This window comes from Campylobacter lanienae NCTC 13004, from assembly GCF_002139935.1.
In the GTDB taxonomy this organism is placed as follows: domain Bacteria; phylum Campylobacterota; class Campylobacteria; order Campylobacterales; family Campylobacteraceae; genus Campylobacter; species Campylobacter lanienae.
The window spans coordinates 165880-185595 of record NZ_CP015578.1 but is presented as its reverse complement, the minus strand read 5'-3'; the positions used below and the strand labels follow the sequence as shown (position 1 = coordinate 185595).

General features: G+C 35.4%; 17 protein-coding genes and 1 pseudogene. 8 read left to right on the top strand and 10 right to left on the bottom strand.

Features of this window, described 5'->3' with window-relative positions; genetic code table 11:
- Positions 1–36: 36 nt before the first annotated feature.
- From waaC to CLAN_RS00925, 5 genes are read left to right on the top strand one after another with little or no spacing between them, the layout of a single operon-like run.
- Entirely contained in the window at positions 37–1002 is a 966-nt protein-coding gene (waaC, locus tag CLAN_RS00945) for a lipopolysaccharide heptosyltransferase I (RefSeq protein WP_100590366.1), read from the top strand.
- Positions 995–1858 carry a lipid A biosynthesis lauroyl acyltransferase gene (locus tag CLAN_RS00940; RefSeq protein ID WP_100590365.1) on the top strand — a complete coding sequence of 288 codons (864 nt, stop codon included), beginning with the start codon at positions 995–997 and terminating at the stop codon, positions 1856–1858. Before waaC ends, CLAN_RS00940 begins: the two co-directional genes overlap by 8 nt.
- A complete protein-coding gene (locus tag CLAN_RS00935; protein WP_100590364.1) occupies positions 1855–2901 on the top strand; it encodes a glycosyltransferase family 9 protein in 1047 nt (348 codons plus the stop codon). Before CLAN_RS00940 ends, CLAN_RS00935 begins: the two co-directional genes overlap by 4 nt.
- Positions 2902–2951: 50 nt before the next feature.
- Complete coding sequence (locus CLAN_RS00930) at positions 2952–3956, top strand: glycosyltransferase family 4 protein (RefSeq protein ID WP_100590363.1); 1005 nt, start codon at positions 2952–2954, stop codon at positions 3954–3956.
- A complete protein-coding gene (locus CLAN_RS00925; RefSeq protein WP_100590362.1) occupies positions 3940–4860 on the top strand; it encodes a glycosyltransferase family 9 protein in 921 nt (306 codons plus the stop codon). The genes CLAN_RS00930 and CLAN_RS00925 overlap by 17 nt, the downstream gene beginning before the upstream one ends.
- On the opposite strand, the gene gmhA is transcribed toward CLAN_RS00925, so the two are convergent.
- Genes gmhA through gmhB form a run of 4 tightly spaced genes read right to left on the bottom strand, consistent with a single transcriptional unit; the run spans position 4853 to position 8261 of the window.
- Positions 4853–5416, bottom strand: a complete 564-nt coding sequence (gene gmhA / locus CLAN_RS00920; RefSeq protein ID WP_415270423.1) for a D-sedoheptulose 7-phosphate isomerase — start codon at positions 5414–5416, stop codon at positions 4853–4855. The two genes, CLAN_RS00925 and gmhA, sit on opposite strands and share 8 nt — an antisense overlap.
- 6 nt (positions 5417–5422) lie before the next feature.
- Entirely contained in the window at positions 5423–6799 is a 1377-nt protein-coding gene (gene rfaE1, locus CLAN_RS00915) for a D-glycero-beta-D-manno-heptose-7-phosphate kinase (protein ID WP_096013896.1), read from the bottom strand.
- Positions 6796–7764, bottom strand: a complete 969-nt coding sequence (gene rfaD / locus CLAN_RS00910; protein WP_100590360.1) for an ADP-glyceromanno-heptose 6-epimerase — start codon at positions 7762–7764, stop codon at positions 6796–6798. Before rfaD ends, rfaE1 begins: the two co-directional genes overlap by 4 nt.
- Positions 7761–8261 (bottom strand): D-glycero-beta-D-manno-heptose 1,7-bisphosphate 7-phosphatase, encoded by a 501-nt coding sequence (gene gmhB, locus CLAN_RS00905; protein WP_096013894.1) that lies wholly within the window; start codon positions 8259–8261, stop codon positions 7761–7763. The genes rfaD and gmhB overlap by 4 nt, the downstream gene beginning before the upstream one ends.
- 163 nt (positions 8262–8424) lie before the next feature.
- On the opposite strand from gmhB, the gene CLAN_RS00900 reads away from it, so the two are divergent.
- Entirely contained in the window at positions 8425–8733 is a 309-nt protein-coding gene (locus CLAN_RS00900) for a c-type cytochrome (protein WP_096013893.1), read from the top strand.
- Positions 8734–8788: 55 nt separating this feature from the next.
- On the opposite strand, the gene ccoS is transcribed toward CLAN_RS00900, so the two are convergent.
- Together ccoS and CLAN_RS00890 are read right to left on the bottom strand one after the other, a co-directional pair.
- Complete coding sequence (gene ccoS / locus CLAN_RS00895) at positions 8789–9010, bottom strand: cbb3-type cytochrome oxidase assembly protein CcoS (protein WP_096018699.1); 222 nt, start codon at positions 9008–9010, stop codon at positions 8789–8791.
- Positions 9011–9012: 2 nt separating this feature from the next.
- Positions 9013–11370, bottom strand: coding sequence for a heavy metal translocating P-type ATPase (locus tag CLAN_RS00890; protein WP_100590359.1), 2358 nt, complete (start codon positions 11368–11370; stop codon positions 9013–9015).
- Positions 11371–11513: 143 nt separating this feature from the next.
- Here CLAN_RS00890 and CLAN_RS00885 point away from each other — a divergent pair, with 143 nt between their 5' ends.
- Positions 11514–12443 carry a ribose-phosphate pyrophosphokinase gene (locus CLAN_RS00885; RefSeq protein WP_096013890.1) on the top strand — a complete coding sequence of 310 codons (930 nt, stop codon included), beginning with the start codon at positions 11514–11516 and terminating at the stop codon, positions 12441–12443.
- Positions 12444–12669: 226 nt separating this feature from the next.
- Positions 12670–15864 (top strand): annotated as a pseudogene (locus tag CLAN_RS08465) (restriction endonuclease subunit S).
- A gap of 71 nt (positions 15865–15935) precedes the next feature.
- On the opposite strand, the gene CLAN_RS00870 reads toward CLAN_RS08465, so the two are convergent.
- The 4 genes from CLAN_RS00870 to kpsM are packed head-to-tail and all read right to left on the bottom strand — an operon-like array spanning position 15936 to position 19716.
- Positions 15936–17129 (bottom strand): glycosyltransferase family protein, encoded by a 1194-nt coding sequence (locus CLAN_RS00870; RefSeq protein ID WP_100590357.1) that lies wholly within the window; start codon positions 17127–17129, stop codon positions 15936–15938.
- Positions 17130–17132: 3 nt separating this feature from the next.
- On the bottom strand, positions 17133–18275 hold the full coding sequence (locus CLAN_RS00865; RefSeq protein WP_415270419.1) for a KpsE/RkpR family capsule polysaccharide export protein: 1143 nt from the start codon (positions 18273–18275) through the stop codon (positions 17133–17135).
- A complete protein-coding gene (locus CLAN_RS00860) occupies positions 18272–18937 on the bottom strand; it encodes an ABC transporter ATP-binding protein (protein ID WP_100590356.1) in 666 nt (221 codons plus the stop codon). Before CLAN_RS00860 ends, CLAN_RS00865 begins: the two co-directional genes overlap by 4 nt.
- Positions 18934–19716 (bottom strand): capsule polysaccharide transporter KpsM, encoded by a 783-nt coding sequence (gene kpsM / locus CLAN_RS00855; RefSeq protein WP_100591033.1) that lies wholly within the window; start codon positions 19714–19716, stop codon positions 18934–18936. The genes CLAN_RS00860 and kpsM overlap by 4 nt, the downstream gene beginning before the upstream one ends.

Genomic DNA, 19716 nt, shown 5'->3' with positions numbered 1-19716 from the left:
TAGATAAAATAATAGCAAAAAATTTTGGAAAATTAGTTGAAAATAGCAATTATTAGATTATCTGCTCTTGGCGATATCATTCATACTAGCATTGTGATACAATTCATTAAAAAGCATTATAAAAATGCGGATATTACTTGGTTTGTTGATGAGAAATTTAGCTCAATTTTAAGGCTTATTAGCGGTATCAATATAGCTACCCTGCCTTTAAAAGATAAAAAATTTTATAAAAGTTATAAAATTTTAAGGCAATTTAGGGGCAAATTTGATATCATCATTGATTTTCAAGGGCTTATAAAATCAGCAATTGTAGCAAAAATTTTAGGCAACAATATATCTGGATTTGATAAAAATAGCATTAAAGAACCGCTAGCTTCGATATTTTATAAAAGCAAATTTAAGATTGATTATAATGAAAATATCATAAAGCGAAATCTAAGTCTAGCTAGCTTGGCTTTGGGTTTTAAGTATAGTGATGATGAGATTAGACACAAATCTGCTTGTTTCATCCTAGCTAAAAGCCCAAAACCATCTAAAACTATCCTTATAGCGCCATTTGCTAGCGAGCCAAGCAAGTGTTATAATAAATTTAAAGATATTATAAATTTATTAAAAGATTATGAGATAAATATAATTTCTGGCAACCAAAATGAGCTACAAAAAGCAAAATTAATAGCCCAAAATACCCACGCTAAGGTTTTAGAGCCTATGAGCTTAGAGATGGTGGTTAGTTTGCTTTGTGATACTGGATTAGTCATCGGCAATGATAGCGGTATAACTCACCTAGCTTGGGCGCAAAATAGAGCCTCTATCACGCTATTTGGCAACCGACCAAGTCATAGAAATAGCTATCAAACACGCATTAATCGCACCATCGATATAGGCAAGAAAATTGATGCTAAAAATATAGATAAGAGCGATTATTGTATCAATGATATACCGGCTATTAGCGTGGCGAATTTAGCAAGGGAGATTTTGAATTTGGAGAATTTGTATGATTGATTTTGTATATTTTTTGCTTTATAAAATATTTAAATTTATCGCAAACTACACGCCTATGAAGTTTCAAAATCTGCTTTTAGACGCACTTGCTAGGCTGTTTTATAAATTTGATAAGAAGCATACAAATATAATGAGAATTAACCTTAAAATGTGTAAATTTGATAATATAGAAAAGATTATTTTAGATACTTATCGCAACTTTGCCTACTTTGGTATGGAGTTTTTGCGTAATCAAAATAGCTCAAAAGAGCAGATTTTATCCAAAGTGGAGTTTAAAAATGAAGAAATTTTGGATAAATTCAAAGACCGCCCCATCATCATCACAACCGCACATTATGGCAATTGGGAGCTTTTTAGCCTTGCGATGGCGGCGAAATTTGGCGCTGTTAGCATCGTAGGTAGAAATCTTGATAGCCCTTCAATGGATAAGATTTTAAGCCAAAAAAGAGCTAAATTCGATATAGAAGTAATACCTAAAAGCGGTGGCGCCAAGATGATTATCAAAGCACTACAAAAAAGGCGCCTTCTAGGGATTTTAGTCGATCAAAATATCGATATTAGAGATGGATTAGAGTGTGAGTTTTTCTCTCACAAAATAGCTCACACACACGCTGCTAGCATCTTTGCGTCTAAACTAAATGCGGTGATAATCCCAGCTTTTATCCAAAGATATGGCGATAAAAATTTAATCATCTTTTATGATCCAATCGATATTAATGCCCTAAATGGGGATAAAATTCAGCTCGCCACGCAATACCAAAGCGACGCTACGCAAAAAATTATAATCTCAAAACCAGATGAGTATTTTTGGATGCATAAGAAATTTAAACACTTCTACCCAGAGATATATAGATGAAGATATTAGTTATTAAATTTAGATTTATCGGCGATGTATTATTAACTACGCCTTTGATATCCAATCTCAAAGCCCACTATCCAGATGCCTCTATACACTTTGCTCTAAATAGCGGCACGCAAGCAGTGATAGAAAATAACCCGCAAATTGATAAAATCCATATCTATGAGCGAAATTCAATCAATAAATCAAATATATTTAAAAAACTTTGGCTTGAGATCAAATACGCCCTTAGATTAAGAAAAGAGAAATTCGATATCGTGATAAATACCGAAATGAGCGATCGTGGGATATTTTTAGCTAAATTTTGCGGAGCTAAAACCATAGTCTCACATAAAAGCAATAGCCAAATTTTAAACAAATTTATCACAAATATCTCTAATCCATCAGGCCACATCGTAATGCAAAATTTATCCGCTATAACCGCCCTTAATAAAGAAATTTTAAGCACAAAAGTGAGTTTGTATTTTAAAAATTATGATTTAAATTTGCCGCCAAATTTCATACATATTCATCCAATGGCTAGATTTAATTATAAATGCCTTAGCGATGAGATTATGGCTAAAATTATTGATTTTTGTGAGCTTAAGCTAGATAAAAGAGTGGTTTTAACCTGTGATAAAAATCAAAATGAGATAGATAGAATGGGGCATATTTTATCTTTGTGCGCATCAAAACCAATTGTATTTATGGGGAATTTAACCTTAGATCAAGTGGCGTTTTTAAGCTCTCAATCAGATCTTTATATCGGTGTTGATACTGCTATAATGCATATTGCTGCGGCAAATAATATCCCTTGTATAGCGCTATTTGGGCCTAGCTATACTGGCGTGTGGGGGCCTTGGGATAACTCTAAGTTTAAAAGCTATTATCAAAACAAAAATGGAATTCAAAAAATGGGTCGCCACACAGTGATCCAAAGCACTCTAAAATGCGTCCCATGCGGCAAAGAGGGCTGTAATGACTCACAAATTAGCGATTGTCTAAACTCCTTAGATATAAACTGGATTATAAATGAGATCAAAAATCACTTTATTAGCTAAATTTAGAAATATAAACCAATTTATAAGCCTAGCTATGCTAAAATAAAATTATGAAAAATATAGAGATATTAGAGTTTAACTTCACCACCAAAAACCAAAGATTTATAGAGCGATTAAAGGCCATTTTAAACGCAAAAGGCTTTAAGGCTAGTAGCAAGAACTACGATAATATCAAGGCTACAAAACTTCTTAAAATCAACAAGCTAGCCAAAAAACAAAAAAATGATAATTTCTATATCTGCTTAGATAGATTTGATAGTGCTGATATATATTTGGCTTTTGATGGAGTTTGGCAAATATATAAAAAATTAGATAAATTTTGGTTTTTAAATCCGCTTAAAATCATAAATACCATAGTCGAAAAAAACTGCATAAATAACTCTATAAAAATCATAACAAACTCAAATTTAACTCGCTATCAATTAGAGACAATCTACGATATAAAACCAGGCAAAATCACCACCATATATCCAGGAATCAACCTACCAACTCAAATTCAAAAAGGTAGCGCCAAATTAGAATTAAGCAAAGAGCTTGGCATCGATATAGAATTGCCAATTATCCTATTTGTCTCAAATGATCTAAAAAAAGATGGAATAGATAAATTCATAGAGTTATTAGCCCAAATTCAAAGCAAATTTAATGCTATAATCATCAGTAGCGATAAATCCATCGCAAAATATAAAAAACTAGCCAATAAATCAAATATTAGAGCAATTTTCAAATCCACCCCCAAAACGCTAAATCGCTATTATGAGGCTGCTGATATATTTGCCCTGCCTTCGCTTTATAACTCATTTAGCACTCAAATTTTAGAAGCTTTGAGCTATGGTTGCGTATGTTTTAGCAGTGATAGTAACGGCGCTAGCGAGATTTTGGATGATGAGTTTATCGTAAAATCCATAGATGAAACAGCTAAATATATCGATAATCTTCTTAATGATCATAATTTAATGCTTGAAATATCAACTAAAAATATAAATCTAGCCAAAAATTTCACAGCAGATAAAAGCATAAATGAGATAGCAAAGGTAATTAGTGAAAATATTCATTGAGTTGCCAACTTGGCTTGGCGATGGAGTTATGAGTAGCGCTGCAATAGCCAATATAAGAGCGAATTTCAAAGATGTGGATTTTACATTTTTTGGTTCGCACGCCTCAACGGCTCTATTTGAAAAGAGCGGAAATATCATCATAGACAGATCCAAAAAATCCAAATTCCGCCTACTCTATCTATATAAATTCGCCAAATCCCTACCGAAATTTGATGCTTTCATCAGTTTTAGAAGCCACCTTGCCTCTAAGGCTTTAGCGTTTTTTATAGATGCTCCAAAAAGCGCCATCTATAAAACAATAAATCCAAAAGATCATCTTGTAATCGACTACTTAAATTTCAGCTCCAAAGCCCTAAATATAGATATTTTAACTGACAAATTAGAGCTTGACTTTACTCCGGTTAAATACCCAAAGCCAACCCTAGGTATAAATCCAGGTGCTACCTATGGAAGTGCCAAAAGATGGTATCCAAGTTACTTTGCCGAGGTGGCGACTGAATTGAGTGGTAAGTTTGATATTGTGATATTTGGTGGGATCGGCGAAAGTGAAATTTGCCATCAAATTAGCAAAATTCTATCTACAAATAGCGTCCCCCACCAAAATCTCTGCGGCAAGACAACTATCAGCGAACTAGCTAGTTATATAGCTGGGCTTGATCTATTCATCACTAATGATAGTGGCCCCATGCATATAGCCGCAACCTTCAAAACTCCTACCATAGCACTATTTGGGCCGACTAATTTTACTCGCACTAGCCCATACAATAACCCAAATGCTAGACTAGCTCATCTAAACTTGGATTGTATGCCTTGTATGAAAAGAGTATGCCCTCTTGGCACTCATGAGTGTATGAAGGCACTAAAACCTGATGTGGTTTTAAATTTAATTAATGAGCTTAACTAAACGCCCCATCCACAGCTGCGCAAATCGTATGAATTATCAAAATATGCATCTCTTGGATTCTAGCTGTGTCATTAGATGGAACTACGATATTTATATCACACGCATCATTCATCGCTCCACCGCCCTTGCCACTTAATCCAACGCTTTTTATACCATTTTCCTTAGCTACTTGGATAGCTTTTAAGACATTTTGACTATTACCACTAGTGCTAATCGCAACTAATAGATCTCCAGCCCTACCAACTCCGCTAAGTTGCCTTGAAAATATCATATCATATCCATAGTCATTGCCAATAGCAGTTATCGCAGATGTATCGGTACTAAGTGCTATAGCCCCTAGAGAGGCTCTCTCGCTTTTGTATCTACCTGTAAGCTCAGCGGCAAAATGTTGAGCATCGGCCGCACTTCCGCCATTGCCACAAATGATTATTTTATTACCATTTTTAAGCGTATCTATAACGATATTTGCCACCTTCATCACTTGCTCTTCCACAGACAAAACCGAATTCGCCACCTCTAAATGCGACCTTAACTCATCACTAAATATACTCATAATCACCCTTTAATTTCTTATTTTTTCTATTATATTTGTAGTGCTCTTGCCCTCTACAAATTCAATCAACTCAACTCTTTTAGCAAACTCGCTACCTACAACCACCTTGCCCTCATAATCAGCACCCTTAACTAGCACATCAGGCCCAATAGCCTTAATCATCTCATAAGGCGTATCATCATCAAATATCACTACAAAATCCACAAATTCCATAGCGCACAGCATAGCCGCCCTATCAAACTGCGTATTTACCGGTCTGCTATCACCTTTTAAGCCCCTAACTGAACTATCTGAATTCAACCCAACGACCAATATATCACCAAGCATCTTAGCCTTTTGTAAGTAGCTAATATGCCCAAAATGTAAAATATCAAAACACCCATTTGTAAATACCAAGCTCTTGCCGCTTCTATCAACTTTCAAAAGCTCATCAAGTTTTACTAATTTTCGCTCAAAACCTATCTTTTTGCTCTTTAAGCTCTCTATCTCTCCCCAACTAGCGTCCGCACTTCCTACCTTTCCTACCACAACGGCTGCGGCTAAATTCGCATTATCTATAGCATCTTCGATACTCATCTTACTAGCTAGGCAATACCCCAAAGTAGCCAAGACACTATCCCCCGCACCCGTAACATCAAAAACCTCTTTTGCTAAAGCTGGGAATTTAACCATCTTTTGAGCCAAAAGCCCTATCCCATCTTCACTTAAAGTGATCAAAGAATACTCAAGCTCGTAATTCATCTTCATAGTTTTTAGAGCTAATTCCAGTTTCTCATCACTATCAATCACAAACCCCAAAGCCTCGCTTGCCTCTTTTTTATTCGGCGTTAGAAGTGTTGCGCCCTTGTATTTACTATAATCTTTCCCTTTAGGATCTACTAAGACCATTTTGGCGCTGTTTTTGGTAATTGAGATTATCTGTTTTGTTAGATAATCACTCAAAACTCCCTTACCATAATCACTTAACAAAACAATATCATAACTATTCAAAATGCCTTGGAATTTACCCACTATCTCATCAGCGCAATCAATATCGCTAGTGCTCTCTGTATCTAGCCTAAGAACCTGTTGATGAGTTACCATTACACGGCTTTTTTGGCTAGATTTGCGTCCTTTTTGTGCGATCACTAGCTCAGCTTTTGCGCCACGATCTTTTAAAAGCTTTAAAATTTCACCACCTAACTCATCATCGCCAACTACGCTTATTACGCCAACTTCAGCCCCAAGAGCGATCAAATTCGAAACTACATTCCCACAACCGCCTAATCTTTTGGTTTCGTTTTTGATATTTACTACTTGAACTGGGGCTTCTGGGCTTATGCGATCACAACTCCCCCATATATAGTGGTCAATCATCAAATCCCCAACTACCAACACTCTACTCATTTTCTAAACTCGCTATTATAAATTCGCTTTATCGCTGGCAAATACTCTCTTATCCCATCTTCAAGGCTATATTTTGGCTCATATTTTAAGCCAATTTTTGTAGGCGATATATCAGCTTGAGTGAAGTATTGATATTGTGATGCAAATGGATTTTTGATATATTCATTGCCTAAGCTTACGCCGATTTCTCGCTGTAAGATATCAGCGATATCTTGAAAGCTTCTAGCATTGCCCGTGCCGACATTATAGACTCCGCTATCGCCATTTATCGCTAATTCATTGGCTAAAATTATATCTTTTATATAAACAAAATCCCTTTTTATCTTATCACTTCCTTCAAATAACCTTGGGGCATTGCCACTTAGAATTTGTAATCCAAATTGCAATACCATAGATGCGGTTTTGTTTTTATAAAATTCCCCATCACCATATACATTAAAATACCTAAGCCCAACTATATGAAGTCCCGTTTTAGCGTGATACTCTCGCCCCATCTCATCCATCATAAGCTTGCTAAACCCATAGACATTAGCCGGATTTTCACCTACACCTACACTTTGTGGGCTTGGAGCGTCCCCATATGTAGCACCGCTACTAGCATAGACCACTTTAGAGCCATTTTGGTATGCGATATCTAAAATATCTTTAAATGAGTTTAAATTCACTCTCATAATCTCATCTTGTTCAGCCACCGTAGTATCAGAGATAGCAGCCTCGTGATATATCACATCTGGCGCAAAATCACGCATTTTTTTGATCGTATCAATATCGCAGATATCACCACAATATATATCGCCTCTAAAGCCAATTAAATTTTTATAATGGCCAAAGCTTTTTAAATTTCCATTGCTAAAAGTCTCATTAGAGCGGAATTTATCCACCACCAAAACTTCATTTTCACCCATAAAATGCTTAGCCAAATTCGACCCTATAAATCCTGCTCCACCAGTTATCAATACTCTCATCTTAACCCCTTTATATACTCCAAAACATCCATCACGCTACTAAATTTATCCCCATCAAGCAAAAAGCCCTTGCCAACTCCAGCGCCACTAGCTGCGTCAATATCACTTTGCTTATCACCTATCATAATTGAGCTTTTCATATCTATATTAAATTCGCTCAAAGCCTTTAAAAACATACCAGACTTCGGCTTTCTACACTCGCAATTATCATCAGGCGCATGCGGACAATAGTAAATTTTTTTGATATTCACACCTTTGGCTTTAAACTCATTTATCATATACTCACTAAGTTTATCAAAATCAGCTTGAGTGTAGTATTTACGGCCTATGCCAGATTGATTTGTTACGACAAAAATCTCAAATCCAAGCTCTATAAAACCCCTTAAAGCCACAAAAATCCCAGGCATAAACTCAAAATCTTCTATACGATACACATAACCGGGGTCTTTATTTATCACCCCATCACGATCTAAAAATAGTGCTTTAATCTTTTTCATAAAGTGGATTTTATCTATATTTTAGTTTAAATTCACTTAATATAGATAAATTTATTTGATAATTTATATCCCTAAATTAAAAATTTAATTTTAATTTTTAATCTAAATTTCAGAATATTGCCACTATAATACTCTTATAAAATCTCCCAAAAAAGGATATAAAATGAAAAAAATAGTTTTATTAGTTGCATTAGCCTGTGTTGGTGCATTCGCTGCTGATGGTGCTGACATTTACAAAAAATGTGCAGTTTGTCATGGTGCTAAAGCTGAAAAAAAATATCTAAATAAAGTTCCAGCTCTAGTTGATACAGATCCAGCTCAAAGATTAGCTGATATGAAAGCTTATAAAGCTGGCACTCTAAATGATGGTAAAGGCAAAATCGGCATGGGCGCTATCATGAAAGGCCAAATGGCTACTTTAAGCGATGCTGATATGGAAGCTGTAAGCAACTATATTTCAACTCTTAAATAACTCTATCTAGCTAGGTTTATCCTAGCTAGTTCTTTTAAATATCTTTTTCCTAATTTTAATCTGGCGGTCTATAACTCTTATTTTTCATAAGCTCTTTTTTACGATTTTCTAAATTTACAGCATCATTTAACGCATCTTCACTATCAAATTTTGTCCCATCTAAAAATTTAGAATAGTCATCAAACTGCTTAGTTTTCACTCCCCACAAAAGCCCCAAAAGTGCCAACGCACCAAGCAAAGTAGAGATCCCAAGCATTATAGCTATCACAGCGCCCATTTTTATCCTTTTAATCTTATTTTAGTTGAGTTTAAAACCACAATTATAGAGCTTAAAGACATAGAGATTGCCGCAAATAGCGGTATTATATAGCCCATCATAGCAAGCGGAATTGTAAGAGCGTTATAAATCAAGGTAAAAATCAAATTCTCTTTAATAGTCCTAAAAGTTAGCTTAGATAGCTTCAAAGCCCTTAAAAGCGAATTTAAATTATCATCTAGTAAAACTACATCGCTCTTTTCTATACTAATTTGCGCTCCACTTCCCATACAGATCCCCACACTAGCTGTGCTTAATGCCACTATATCATTAACTCCATCACCTATCATCACCACTGGGGATTTGGAATTTAAATCTTTGATTATTTGAGCTTTTTGGATCGGGTCTTGACTAGCGTAAAATTCATCTATATTTAGCCTATTTGCAATCTTTGTAGCCACACTAGCGTTATCGCCTGTTAGCATTACTACCTTATATCCATCTTTTTTTAAGCTATTTATAACGGCTTTTGACTCATCTCTTAGCTCATCTTCAAGCTCAAATTTCGCCACAACTTCTTTTCCCACAGCAAAATAATACCCTAGCCCACTCGCTTCAAATTCCCCAAATCCCATTTGCGCCATAAACTTCGCACTACCGCCATAAATATCCAAATCCCCATATTTCGCACTCATACCTAAGCCATTATGGTTAGTTATATCACTTAAATTAAGCTCTTTAGCAATGATAAAATCCCTTATAGCCACACTCACAGGATGAGTAGAAGAAAGGGCTAAAGAGTATAATAAATCTTGATTATACTCTTTAAATTTTGTCGCTTTAATCACTTTAAGCTTGGATTTTGATAGTGTGCCAGTTTTGTCAAATACCACACAACTACACTTAGCCAAGCTCTCAATCACCTTAGCTTCTTTAAATATTATCCCACCACGCATCGCACTACCTAAGGCTATAAGAGTAGCCACAGGCGTAGCAAGGCTTAAAGCACACGGACAAGCTATTATAATCACACTCACAGCTATAATTATCGCCGTGCTAATCTCCCCACTATCAAAAAGCCAAAACCCAAAGGTCATAAGCCCCAAAATCAAGATAGTTAGCGAAAATTTAGCTGAAATTTGATTAGCTAGAATTTCGATTTTTGGCTTTTTAAAGCTCGCATTATGTAATAAATCAATTATCTTACTAAGAATAGAGCTTTTAAATAGCTCACTAGCCCTATACTCCACGCTCCCATCTACGCACACAGCTCCGCTTATAATCTTTTGACCCTCGCTTATAACCACTGGCAAACTCTCGCCATTAATACTAGATAGATCAAAGCTCCCAGCCCCACTAACCACGACCCCATCTATCATCACTCGCTCACCACTTCGGACTTTGATTATCTCGCCAGGTTTTATATCATTTACATCTTTTAACTCGAATTTCCCATCTCGTTTTACATAAATTTGATTTACCAAAAGCGCCCCAAGAGAGTCTAGGGTATCGATTGACTTTTTCTTGCTAATTACTTCAAGAAATTTACCTATAAATACAAATGTAATTATCATAGCCACAGAGTCAAAATATACTTCGCCACTTCTACTAAGCATAGCATAAACTGAGTAAAAATAGGCTATATTAGCTCCCGCACAAATGCTTAAATCCATATTAGCTTGGCGATTTTTAATGGCAAGATACGCCCCTTTGTAAAACTCACTTCCTGTATAAAACAGCACAGGAGAGGCCAAAACAAACTCAGCAAAATGTAAAATATCTTTGATATCATCGCTCATTCCGCTAAAGTACCCACCATACAAAGCCACCGCCACCCACATAATATTCATAGTACAAAATAGCCCAACAAGCATCTTAGAGTAAAATTCTCGCCGTTTTTGACTCGCTCTTAAATCTGCTTTTTTAGGATCATATGGGATTGGCGTGTAGCCTATGGAGTTGATTTTGCGTAGGATCTCATCTAATTTTATTATACTATCGTCCCATTTTATATAGGCTTTATGAGTGGCCGAATTTAAGCTAACTTCGATAATCCCATCGCTTGAGATTAGCACCTTTTCATTGAGCCACACACAAGCTGAGCAGTGAATTCCATCGATAATAAGATAAATTTCGCTAAATCCATCGCTATTTTTGACATAATTTTTATAAAATGCTTCGCTATCTATTTGGATTAAATTTGGTGCTTTGAAGTGCTTTTGATTGCCTAATTTATCATAAAATTCGCCTAAATTATGCGAATTTAAAAAATTATAAACGCTCATACATCCATTACAGCAAAACTCATTGCCACTTTCATCAGTGATCGCCGCTCGTTGATCAAACTCACCCTTACAATGCAAACAGATAAAATTTCCCATATCAAACCTAAATTTTTCTAAGATTTTATAATAAATTTGCTTATATAAGGCTCATAAACTTAAATTTATTTTGCGATAATCGCTTAAATTTTTAAGCAAAGTTAGGATAGAATTAAGTTTTTTAACTATTTTAAGGGATAAAAATGCGTGGATATAAGATTTTTTCTGGGACAGCAAATGTAGAATTTTCTAAAATGGTAGCCAAATATTTAGGAATTCCCCTAAGTGAAGCAAGTATCAAAAGATTTAGCGATGGCGAAATTAGCGTTCAAATCGGCGAAAGCGTGCGTGGCAAAGATGTATTTATCATTCAACCAACCTGTGCACCAGCTAATATAAATTTAATGGAGCTTTTGATCCTAACTGATGCTCTAAAACGCTCAAGCGCTAGCTCTATAACCGCAGTTGTGCCATACTTTGGCTATGCTAGACAAGATAGAAAAGCCGCCCCAAGAGTGCCGATAACAGCAAAATTAGTAGCCAATATGATGCAAACTGCTGGCATAGATAGAGTAGTTACTATGGATCTTCACGCTGGGCAAATTCAAGGCTTTTTCGATATTCCTGTTGATAATCTATATGGTACAATCGTATTTTTAGACTATGTAAAAAATAAAAATCTTAAAAATCCTATAGTCGCTAGTCCTGATGTAGGCGGCGTAGCTCGTGCTAGAACCTTGGCTAAGAGTTTGGATTTGGATATGGTAATTGTAGATAAACGCCGTGAAAAGGCCAATGAAAGCGAAGTTATGAATATAATAGGCGATGTAAATGGCAAGGATGTAATCCTAATCGATGATATGATCGATACAGCAGGCACAATAGTCAAAGCCGCTGAAGTATTTAAGAAAAATGGCGCCACAAGCGTAATGGCCTTTTGTACTCATCCGGTTTTAAGCGGGCCTGCGTATGATAGGATAAATAGCGGAGTCTTAGATGAGCTAGTCACGACTGATACTATCCCACTCAAAGAGCAAAGCCCATATATCAAGGTCTTAACCACAGCGCCACTATTTGGCGAAGTGATCCGCAGAGTATATCACGATGAGAGCGTAAATAGCTTGTTTTATTAAAGTTTTATGTGGGTATTGCCAAATTTACAATACCCACTTTGGCTCATCTCTATTTTCTCACCACTAAAACAACACTATCCCAATCAATACCATACGCCTCATCAAGCCCAAAACCGCCACATTCTGGCTAAATTAAAGCTTAAAATCAAAATTAAATTTCAATTATTAGATTAATTATTTTTAAATTTAGTTATAATCCATTCTTAAAAGCATTAAAGGAGTATAAATGGCAAAACTTCAATCAGTAGAACCACAAATCGCAGACTTAGCAAATGGTTGGCTAAAATCATATGGACTAGACTACAAACTAGAACAAGAATCAACTGGCAATAGCCAAATTGACAACGCATTAAATGAATATTACTCAAAAAATGGCGGACAAGGTGGCAATCGCCCTGATGCTAAACTCTTATTAGAAGATAAGTGGGGTGTGGTATATCCTATCCTTATAGAGTATAAAGGTTATAAAGATAAATTAATAAAATTAGATGATAAAAATCAAGTAGCAAATAAAACTGATAAAAACGAACCTGATTTTAAAAATATCAACTCTTATGCGCTAAATGGCGCAGTCCATTACGCAAATGCGATTTTACACTATACAAATTACGAAGATATTATTTCAATTGGAATGAGTGGCTATAAAGATGATTTTGGTGCTTTAAAGCACGAAATCGCCGTTTATCTCGTCTCAAAAAGCAATTTTGGTATAGGTCAAGAAGTAGGCAAATTTAGCGATTTTTCATTTTTAAAAAAAGAAAATTTTAATGATTTTATAGACAAAGTAAAAGAGCTAAGCCTAAGCGATGAAGAAAAAGCACAAATCAAAGAAAAATTAGACCTAGAAATAGCCACAAGCTTAACAAAACTAAATAATGATATTTACAAAAACGAAAGCGGACTTGGAGAAAATGATAGAGTCTATCTAGTAACGGCTTCTATCATCGCTACAATTGGAATTCCAAACGCTGTAAAGCCACTAGAAAAAGCCGAGCTAAAAAGCCTAAATGAAGATGGTAATAGAGATGGCGATATCTTAATGCGAAAAGTAAAGGCGTTTTTAAACAAAAAAGCTATCCCAGATGACAAAAAACCCTCATCACTCGCACACTAGAAAATACCATTTTAAGTGAAAATTTAAATAGAGTGATAAATGGCGAAACCCAACTAAAAAGAGTTTTTAGCAAGATTGTAGATGACCTTGGGATTTATTATAAAACTGATTTAAGCACAGATTTTACTGGCAAGCTCTTTAATGAAATGTATTCTTGGCTAGGATTTAGTCAAGATAAGCTAAATGATGTCGTGCTAACGCCATCTTATGTAGCTACACTTTTAGCTAAACTCGCTAGAGTAAATAAAGATAGCTTCGTTTGGGACTTCGCTACTGGCTCGGCGGGGCTTTTGGTCGCTGCTATGAATGAGATGATAAAAGATGCCAAAAATGAGATAAAATCATCAGATGAGCTAAGAATAAAAATCGCTAATATCAAAGCAAAGCAACTTCTAGGGCTTGAAATTTTGCCTAGCGTTTATATGTTAGCAATTTTAAATATGATTTTAATGGGCGATGGTAGCTCAAATATCTTAAATAAAGATAGTTTAACTGATTTTAGCGGAAATTACGGCTTTGGTGAAAATGATGGAGTAGAATTCCCCGCCACTGCCTTTATCCTAAATCCCCCTTACTCAGCTGCTGGCTGCGGTATGGTTTTTGTCCAAAAAGCCCTAAAAATGATGAAAAAAGGCTACGCCGCTATAATCATACAAGGCTCAGCCGGCTCTGGCAAAGCAAGCGAATATAATAAAAAAATCTTAGAGCAAAACACACTAATAGCAAGTATAAAAATGCCTATAGACCTTTTCATCGGCAAATCAAGCGTCCAAACCTACATTTATGTATTTCGCATAGGTGAAAAGCACAATAAAGATGAGATGGTTAAATTTATAGATTTTTCAAATGATGGCTACACTAGAGCAAATCGCAAAAAGGCAAAAGCTAGTCTAAATCTTCGTGATACAGGCGATGCAAAAGCTAGATATGATGAATTAGTAAATCTCGTGCGCTTTGGCAAATCTAAGCTAAATATTTTTACAGACAAAGAATACCACGAAGAGACAATAGACCCAAATAGTGGCTCTGACTGGAACAAATGTGCGCCTATTGATACAACGCCTACTTTAAACGACTTTAAAAAATGCGTAAGCGACTATCTAGCTTGGGAAGTAGCTCAAATCATAAAAAATGAAACAACACAAAATTTAAACCAAAAGGATTTACTTTAGCAAAGAGCTAGAAAAAATAAAGTGGAGTGAGTTTAGAATCGGGGATTTGTTTGATATTGTAGGAACAAAATCTCTAGATAGCAATGCGGTGGATTTTGTAGAACATGGAATAAACTTCGTCGGCAGAACCTTTGAAAACAACGGCATCCAAGGCAAAATTAAAAAGCAAAAATTTGAGCCAAATGCGCCATTTACTATCACAGCGACCGTTATAGGCAATTACAAATATGTCAAATATCAAAAAGAGCCTTATTATTGCTCACAAAATATTAATAAATTAACGCCAAAGCCTATTTTTATAAAATGGTCTGAAAAAATCGCCATTTTTTTAATGACAAATATTTGGCGTTTTGTTTCTATGTATGATGGACAACAAGGCGGTTATAAACTAGATGATATAAAAAATCATAAAATCAAACTACCCATAACCGCTAGTGGCGAAATAGATTTTGATTTTATGGAGAGCTTTATAGCGGAGCTAGAAGCGGAGCGTGTGCGTGAGCTAGAAGCGGAGCGTGTGCGTGAGCTAGAAGCCTATCTAAAAGCCTCTGGTCTAAGTGATACTACTTTAAACCCTGATGAAAAGAGCGCTTTAAATACTTGGAATTCTAGAATTTGGCAAGAGTTTAGAATTGGGGATTTGTTTGATATTAAAACTACTTCACAAAAATTAAGCAAAAAAGATAGCGTAGAAAATGGGAAATTCCCTATTTATTCAGCAGAAAGTCAAAATGGTGGTATTTGTGGATATTGTAATGAAATTCCAGCCTTTACAATCAGCAATGAAAAACCATTTTTTGTAATTTTTGGAGACCACACAAAAGCTTTTAATATAGTAAAAAATGATTTTTGTGTGGCTGATAATGTAAAAGTTTTAGAGCCTAAATTTTTCAACATAAAATTTATTTTATTTATTATTGCTGTTTGGCAAAAAGGAATTCCAAATTTAGGCTATGCTAGACATTGGAGTGTAGCAAAAAATATTCAAATAAAACTACCCATAACCGCTAGTGGCGAAATAGATTTTGATTTTATGGAGAGTTTTATAAAAGCTATCCAAAAAGAGTGTATAAAAGGAGTGGGTAGCTATTTAAGCAAAAACATAGCCACCACAAAAGAGATAATTAAAAGATAAATAAATTTAAAGATTGAAATTTATTAATCCGCCATTTTATAATTATCAAATTTAGCCTTAAATTTGATAATTTATCTCTTTTTATCCCTTTTTATCTCATTTATCTCAAAATATAATTTTATTAATCCGCCTTTATACCAAGTTTTGGTGGCTTTGATAAGGGCTTGGCCTAGTCTGTATGGTGCGCTTTGTTTTTCAGCTAGAGCGGATCTGTAATCTTCGTAATGCTCTATTGGTGGGACTTTTAAATTTGGTTTGGTTTGTATGATTTTGCGATACTCTATCTTTTGGCGTCTATGCTTTAAAGCGATAGCTAATAAAATAAAAGGCAATTTAATCTTGCCAAATATAGTTGTGTGATTTTCTATCATCGCATAACCAAGTTTGTAAGCTAGGTGATATCTTATTCTCTCTATGGCGTAATTGGCTTTACAAATGAAGCCACCTTTATACTCGCTGCCACCGCATTTTAGCCATTTTTGGTAGTATTTATCCCAAATTTCGCCCCAAAATTGATAAACTAGCTCATTATTCCAAAACCGCCCATCTCGCCCCCAAGCGTGGATTATCGATGCTCCTATGCTTTTACGCCAAAATGTGCTACTAGTGTATTCATAGCCTAGATTTTTGACTTTAAATTTATTATCTAAGATTAATAAGCTAAGCACGCCTTGGTCATTGGCTCCATATTTTGCGCTGTAATTGTAAATTTGATTATAGCACTCTTTTGGGTTTGGGATTGTATCATAGTAGGCCACAATCCCACTCCTATAAACTCTACAATCTTTAAATTCGCCATTATAATCCCTAAGTGTTGGATTTAAAAGGCTCTTGCCCCTATGAGCGCTAAAGTGATAACCCTTCAATTTAAATAGCTCACCAACTCCTTTAAGTAATAAAATATCAAAATCAAGATATACTATACACTCACACTCATCAAGCAACAAAAGTGGCTCAAACATTCCATAAGCCATATGTGTCCAGCGAGAGAAAAAGGGCGAATTTAAGATATTTTGGTTATTTGTGTGTGGCTTTAATCTCTTAGCAAAATCATCCTTGGTAAAGCTAATAAATTTAACCTTCGCCCCACCAGCAACCCTAGCAAACGCTTCTAGCTCACTTTGAGTAAATCCATCATGAACGATATAAAATATATCAACTTCACCGCCCATTACCTCAGCGATATTTGCCACCATTGTCCCGATAGCAAAGGCGGAGTTACTAGTCGCTGCTAATAAAATTCCATTTTTATATGGTTTTTTCATAGATTAATATCTATGCTCATCGATGATAGCACGAACTAGCCTTACAACCCCAAATATCAGCGTCAAAATCACAAAAATTGTGATGATATTATACATTTTATTTGGATATGCAGCGCTATCTGGTACATATGGGCTTTGGATCACTACTACTTGCTTAGCCTTTCTACCGATCTCAATTCTAGTTGTTTCAACAGCTGTGATAGCTGTCTTATATACATCCTCAGCAAAGCTTAAATTCAGATACAAAGCCTCAAATTGCGCTACAACATCATTTAATTTATCTTGAGAAGCATTGGATGCTACCTTGCGTCTTTCTTTTTCTAACTGCTCTTTATGCGCTCTTAATTCGGCTTTTAACGCTACAATTTCAGGCGCATTGTCATTGAGATAACTTCTCATAGTGTTTAATTCGGTCTCTTTTTTGGATATTTGAAGCTCTATTTCGGTGATAAATCCAGCCTTGGTTTTAGCTAGGCTTTGAGGGTCAAATACCCCATACTCATTTTGAAAAGCCAAAAGCTCATTTTTGGCATCTTTATATTTTTGTTTAGCACTCTCTAGCTCACCTTGGGCAAACCTTAGCTGCTCTCTAGCGATATTGTGCGAAATTTCATTTATAAATCTCTCACACTCTTCTAAAATAGCGGCCGAGATATTGCGAGCATCTTCAGGGCTAAAGCTCTCTACAGCGACATTTAAAAGCCCTGTTGCATCATCAAATAATATATGAATTCTATCTCTATAATATTTTAGATAACTCTCTTTGCTAGTTGATGGGTAGATACGGAAAAATAGATCTATTTTTTGCTTTTCATAAAGCGATCTTAAATTTATCTTTTCATCAAGTTTTTGGAGCATATCAAAGGATTTTATATACTCTTGTAAAAGCTTGATATCTTCAGTTGAGCTAGATGCTACCCCTACTAAACTCTCTATTCCGCTTAAAGATATTGGTGAGCTACCATCTGTGGATTTAACGCTTAGAGAGACATTACTAACATATCTATCAGCAGCGATAAAGGTATAATAAAATATCACCACAATCATTATACAAATAACAGTTTTAAAACTATCAAGTCTATTTAGACGCTCTTTGTGTTGTTTTAGATCCTTAATAGATCTTAAAATCATAGCTCTTTTATTCAACTGCATATCCTTTTATACATTTCAATTCCCTCTTTGACATCGTCATAAACTGTCGCCGTACCATAATTGACCAATATCACCTTATCGCACCACTGCTCTATCTCGCTCATATTGTGAGAGACCATTATTACTTTAGAATTGCTTAATTTTTCTTTATAAATAGCGTCGCTTTTTTGTTTAAATTTCGCATCGCCCACAGCCCCAGCCTCATCTATCAAATAATAATCAAAGTCAAAAGCCATACTAAGCCCAAATCCAATTCTAGATCTCATACCAGAAGAGTAGGTATTCATCGGTTCATCAAAGTATTTACCAATCTCGGCAAATTCCTCAATATAACGCACCTTCTCTTCTAAGGCCTCGCCCCTATATCCATAAACTCTAGCTACAAACTTCACATTATCCCTAGCTGAAAGTGCGTGTTGGAATCCACCAGCTAGGCCAACAGGCCATGAGATTTTCTTATCCGTGATGACTCTACCGGCATTTGGAATATCAGCTCCGCTCAAAAGTCGCATAAGAGTGGATTTACCAGCGCCATTTCTACCGATTAGGCCAATACTACAATCATCAGGAAATGTGAAGGTAAATTCACGAAAGACAAAGTGCTTATCACCATTGCTTAGTGGGTAAAATTTGGTCAAATTGTCTAATTTTATCATGGTCTGCTCGCTACAAGTTCTCTTCTTTTATAATAGTAAAACCAAAATCCTATGAATAATAGCACTATATTAAAAACCAATGGATAAGCCAAATTCACACCATCAGCTAGCGGATATCCATCAAAATAATAATATTTTATACTCTCGCAAATATGAAGCATAGGGTTATAAAGCATATATTTTAATATATTAGATGGAATTATCCAAATAGGGAAAATCACGCAAGATAGTATATACAAACCAGTTGTAAAATATGTCAAAACAATCTTAAGTGGCTCCATAAAATGCGTAATAATCGCAAATATCACACCAAGGCTAAATCCAGATAGTACCATCAGACAAAAGCTAAAAGTCATAGCCAAAAAATCCCTAGGCACCACATCATAGCCCATTATCCATCCTGCTAAAACCATCACACAAAAAAATATCAAAGAGTACATATAAAACTCAAGCAAAGTTCTAGCTAAAAATACATGAATTGGTCTAACCGGCTTATAAAAAAACAGAGTTAAATTCCCAGCTATCCCACCCATAAGCTGCGTAACGATATTTCTAAACATAAAAAACGGAATTATCCCACAAGCCAAAAACATAAAAATAGGCGTCCCACCAGGCACAGATAAATTCGTAATATACTCACGGATCAAGGTTACTAAAGTAGTGATCACAAGGATTTGCATCAGTGGCTCACCAACTACCCAGAAGTAACCTAGATGCCTATTTTTGCCAAATCTAGTTTTTAGCTCTCTAAAAAATAGCGCCCTTATGACATTTAGCAC

Bases quoted from the DNA above. Each gene is read 5' to 3' on its own strand.
- rfaD (WP_100590360.1), bottom strand. From the start codon at position 7,764: ATGAGAGTATTGATAACTGGTGGAGCAGGATTTATAGGGTCGAATTTG.
- CLAN_RS00930 (WP_100590363.1), top strand. From the start codon at position 2,952: ATGAAAAATATAGAGATATTAGAGTTTAACTTCACCACCAAAAACCAA.
- rfaE1 (WP_096013896.1), bottom strand. From the start codon at position 6,799: ATGAGTAGAGTGTTGGTAGTTGGGGATTTGATGATTGACCACTATATA.
- ccoS (WP_096018699.1), bottom strand. From the start codon at position 9,010: ATGGGCGCTGTGATAGCTATAATGCTTGGGATCTCTACTTTGCTTGGT.
- CLAN_RS00860 (WP_100590356.1), bottom strand. From the start codon at position 18,937: ATGATAAAATTAGACAATTTGACCAAATTTTACCCACTAAGCAATGGT.
- gmhB (WP_096013894.1), bottom strand. From the start codon at position 8,261: ATGAAAAAGATTAAAGCACTATTTTTAGATCGTGATGGGGTGATAAAT.
- CLAN_RS00890 (WP_100590359.1), bottom strand. From the start codon at position 11,370: ATGGGAAATTTTATCTGTTTGCATTGTAAGGGTGAGTTTGATCAACGA.
- CLAN_RS00870 (WP_100590357.1), bottom strand. From the start codon at position 17,129: ATGAAAAAACCATATAAAAATGGAATTTTATTAGCAGCGACTAGTAAC.
- CLAN_RS00940 (WP_100590365.1), top strand. From the start codon at position 995: ATGATTGATTTTGTATATTTTTTGCTTTATAAAATATTTAAATTTATC.
- CLAN_RS00935 (WP_100590364.1), top strand. From the start codon at position 1,855: ATGAAGATATTAGTTATTAAATTTAGATTTATCGGCGATGTATTATTA.
- CLAN_RS00885 (WP_096013890.1), top strand. From the start codon at position 11,514: ATGCGTGGATATAAGATTTTTTCTGGGACAGCAAATGTAGAATTTTCT.
- CLAN_RS00900 (WP_096013893.1), top strand. From the start codon at position 8,425: ATGAAAAAAATAGTTTTATTAGTTGCATTAGCCTGTGTTGGTGCATTC.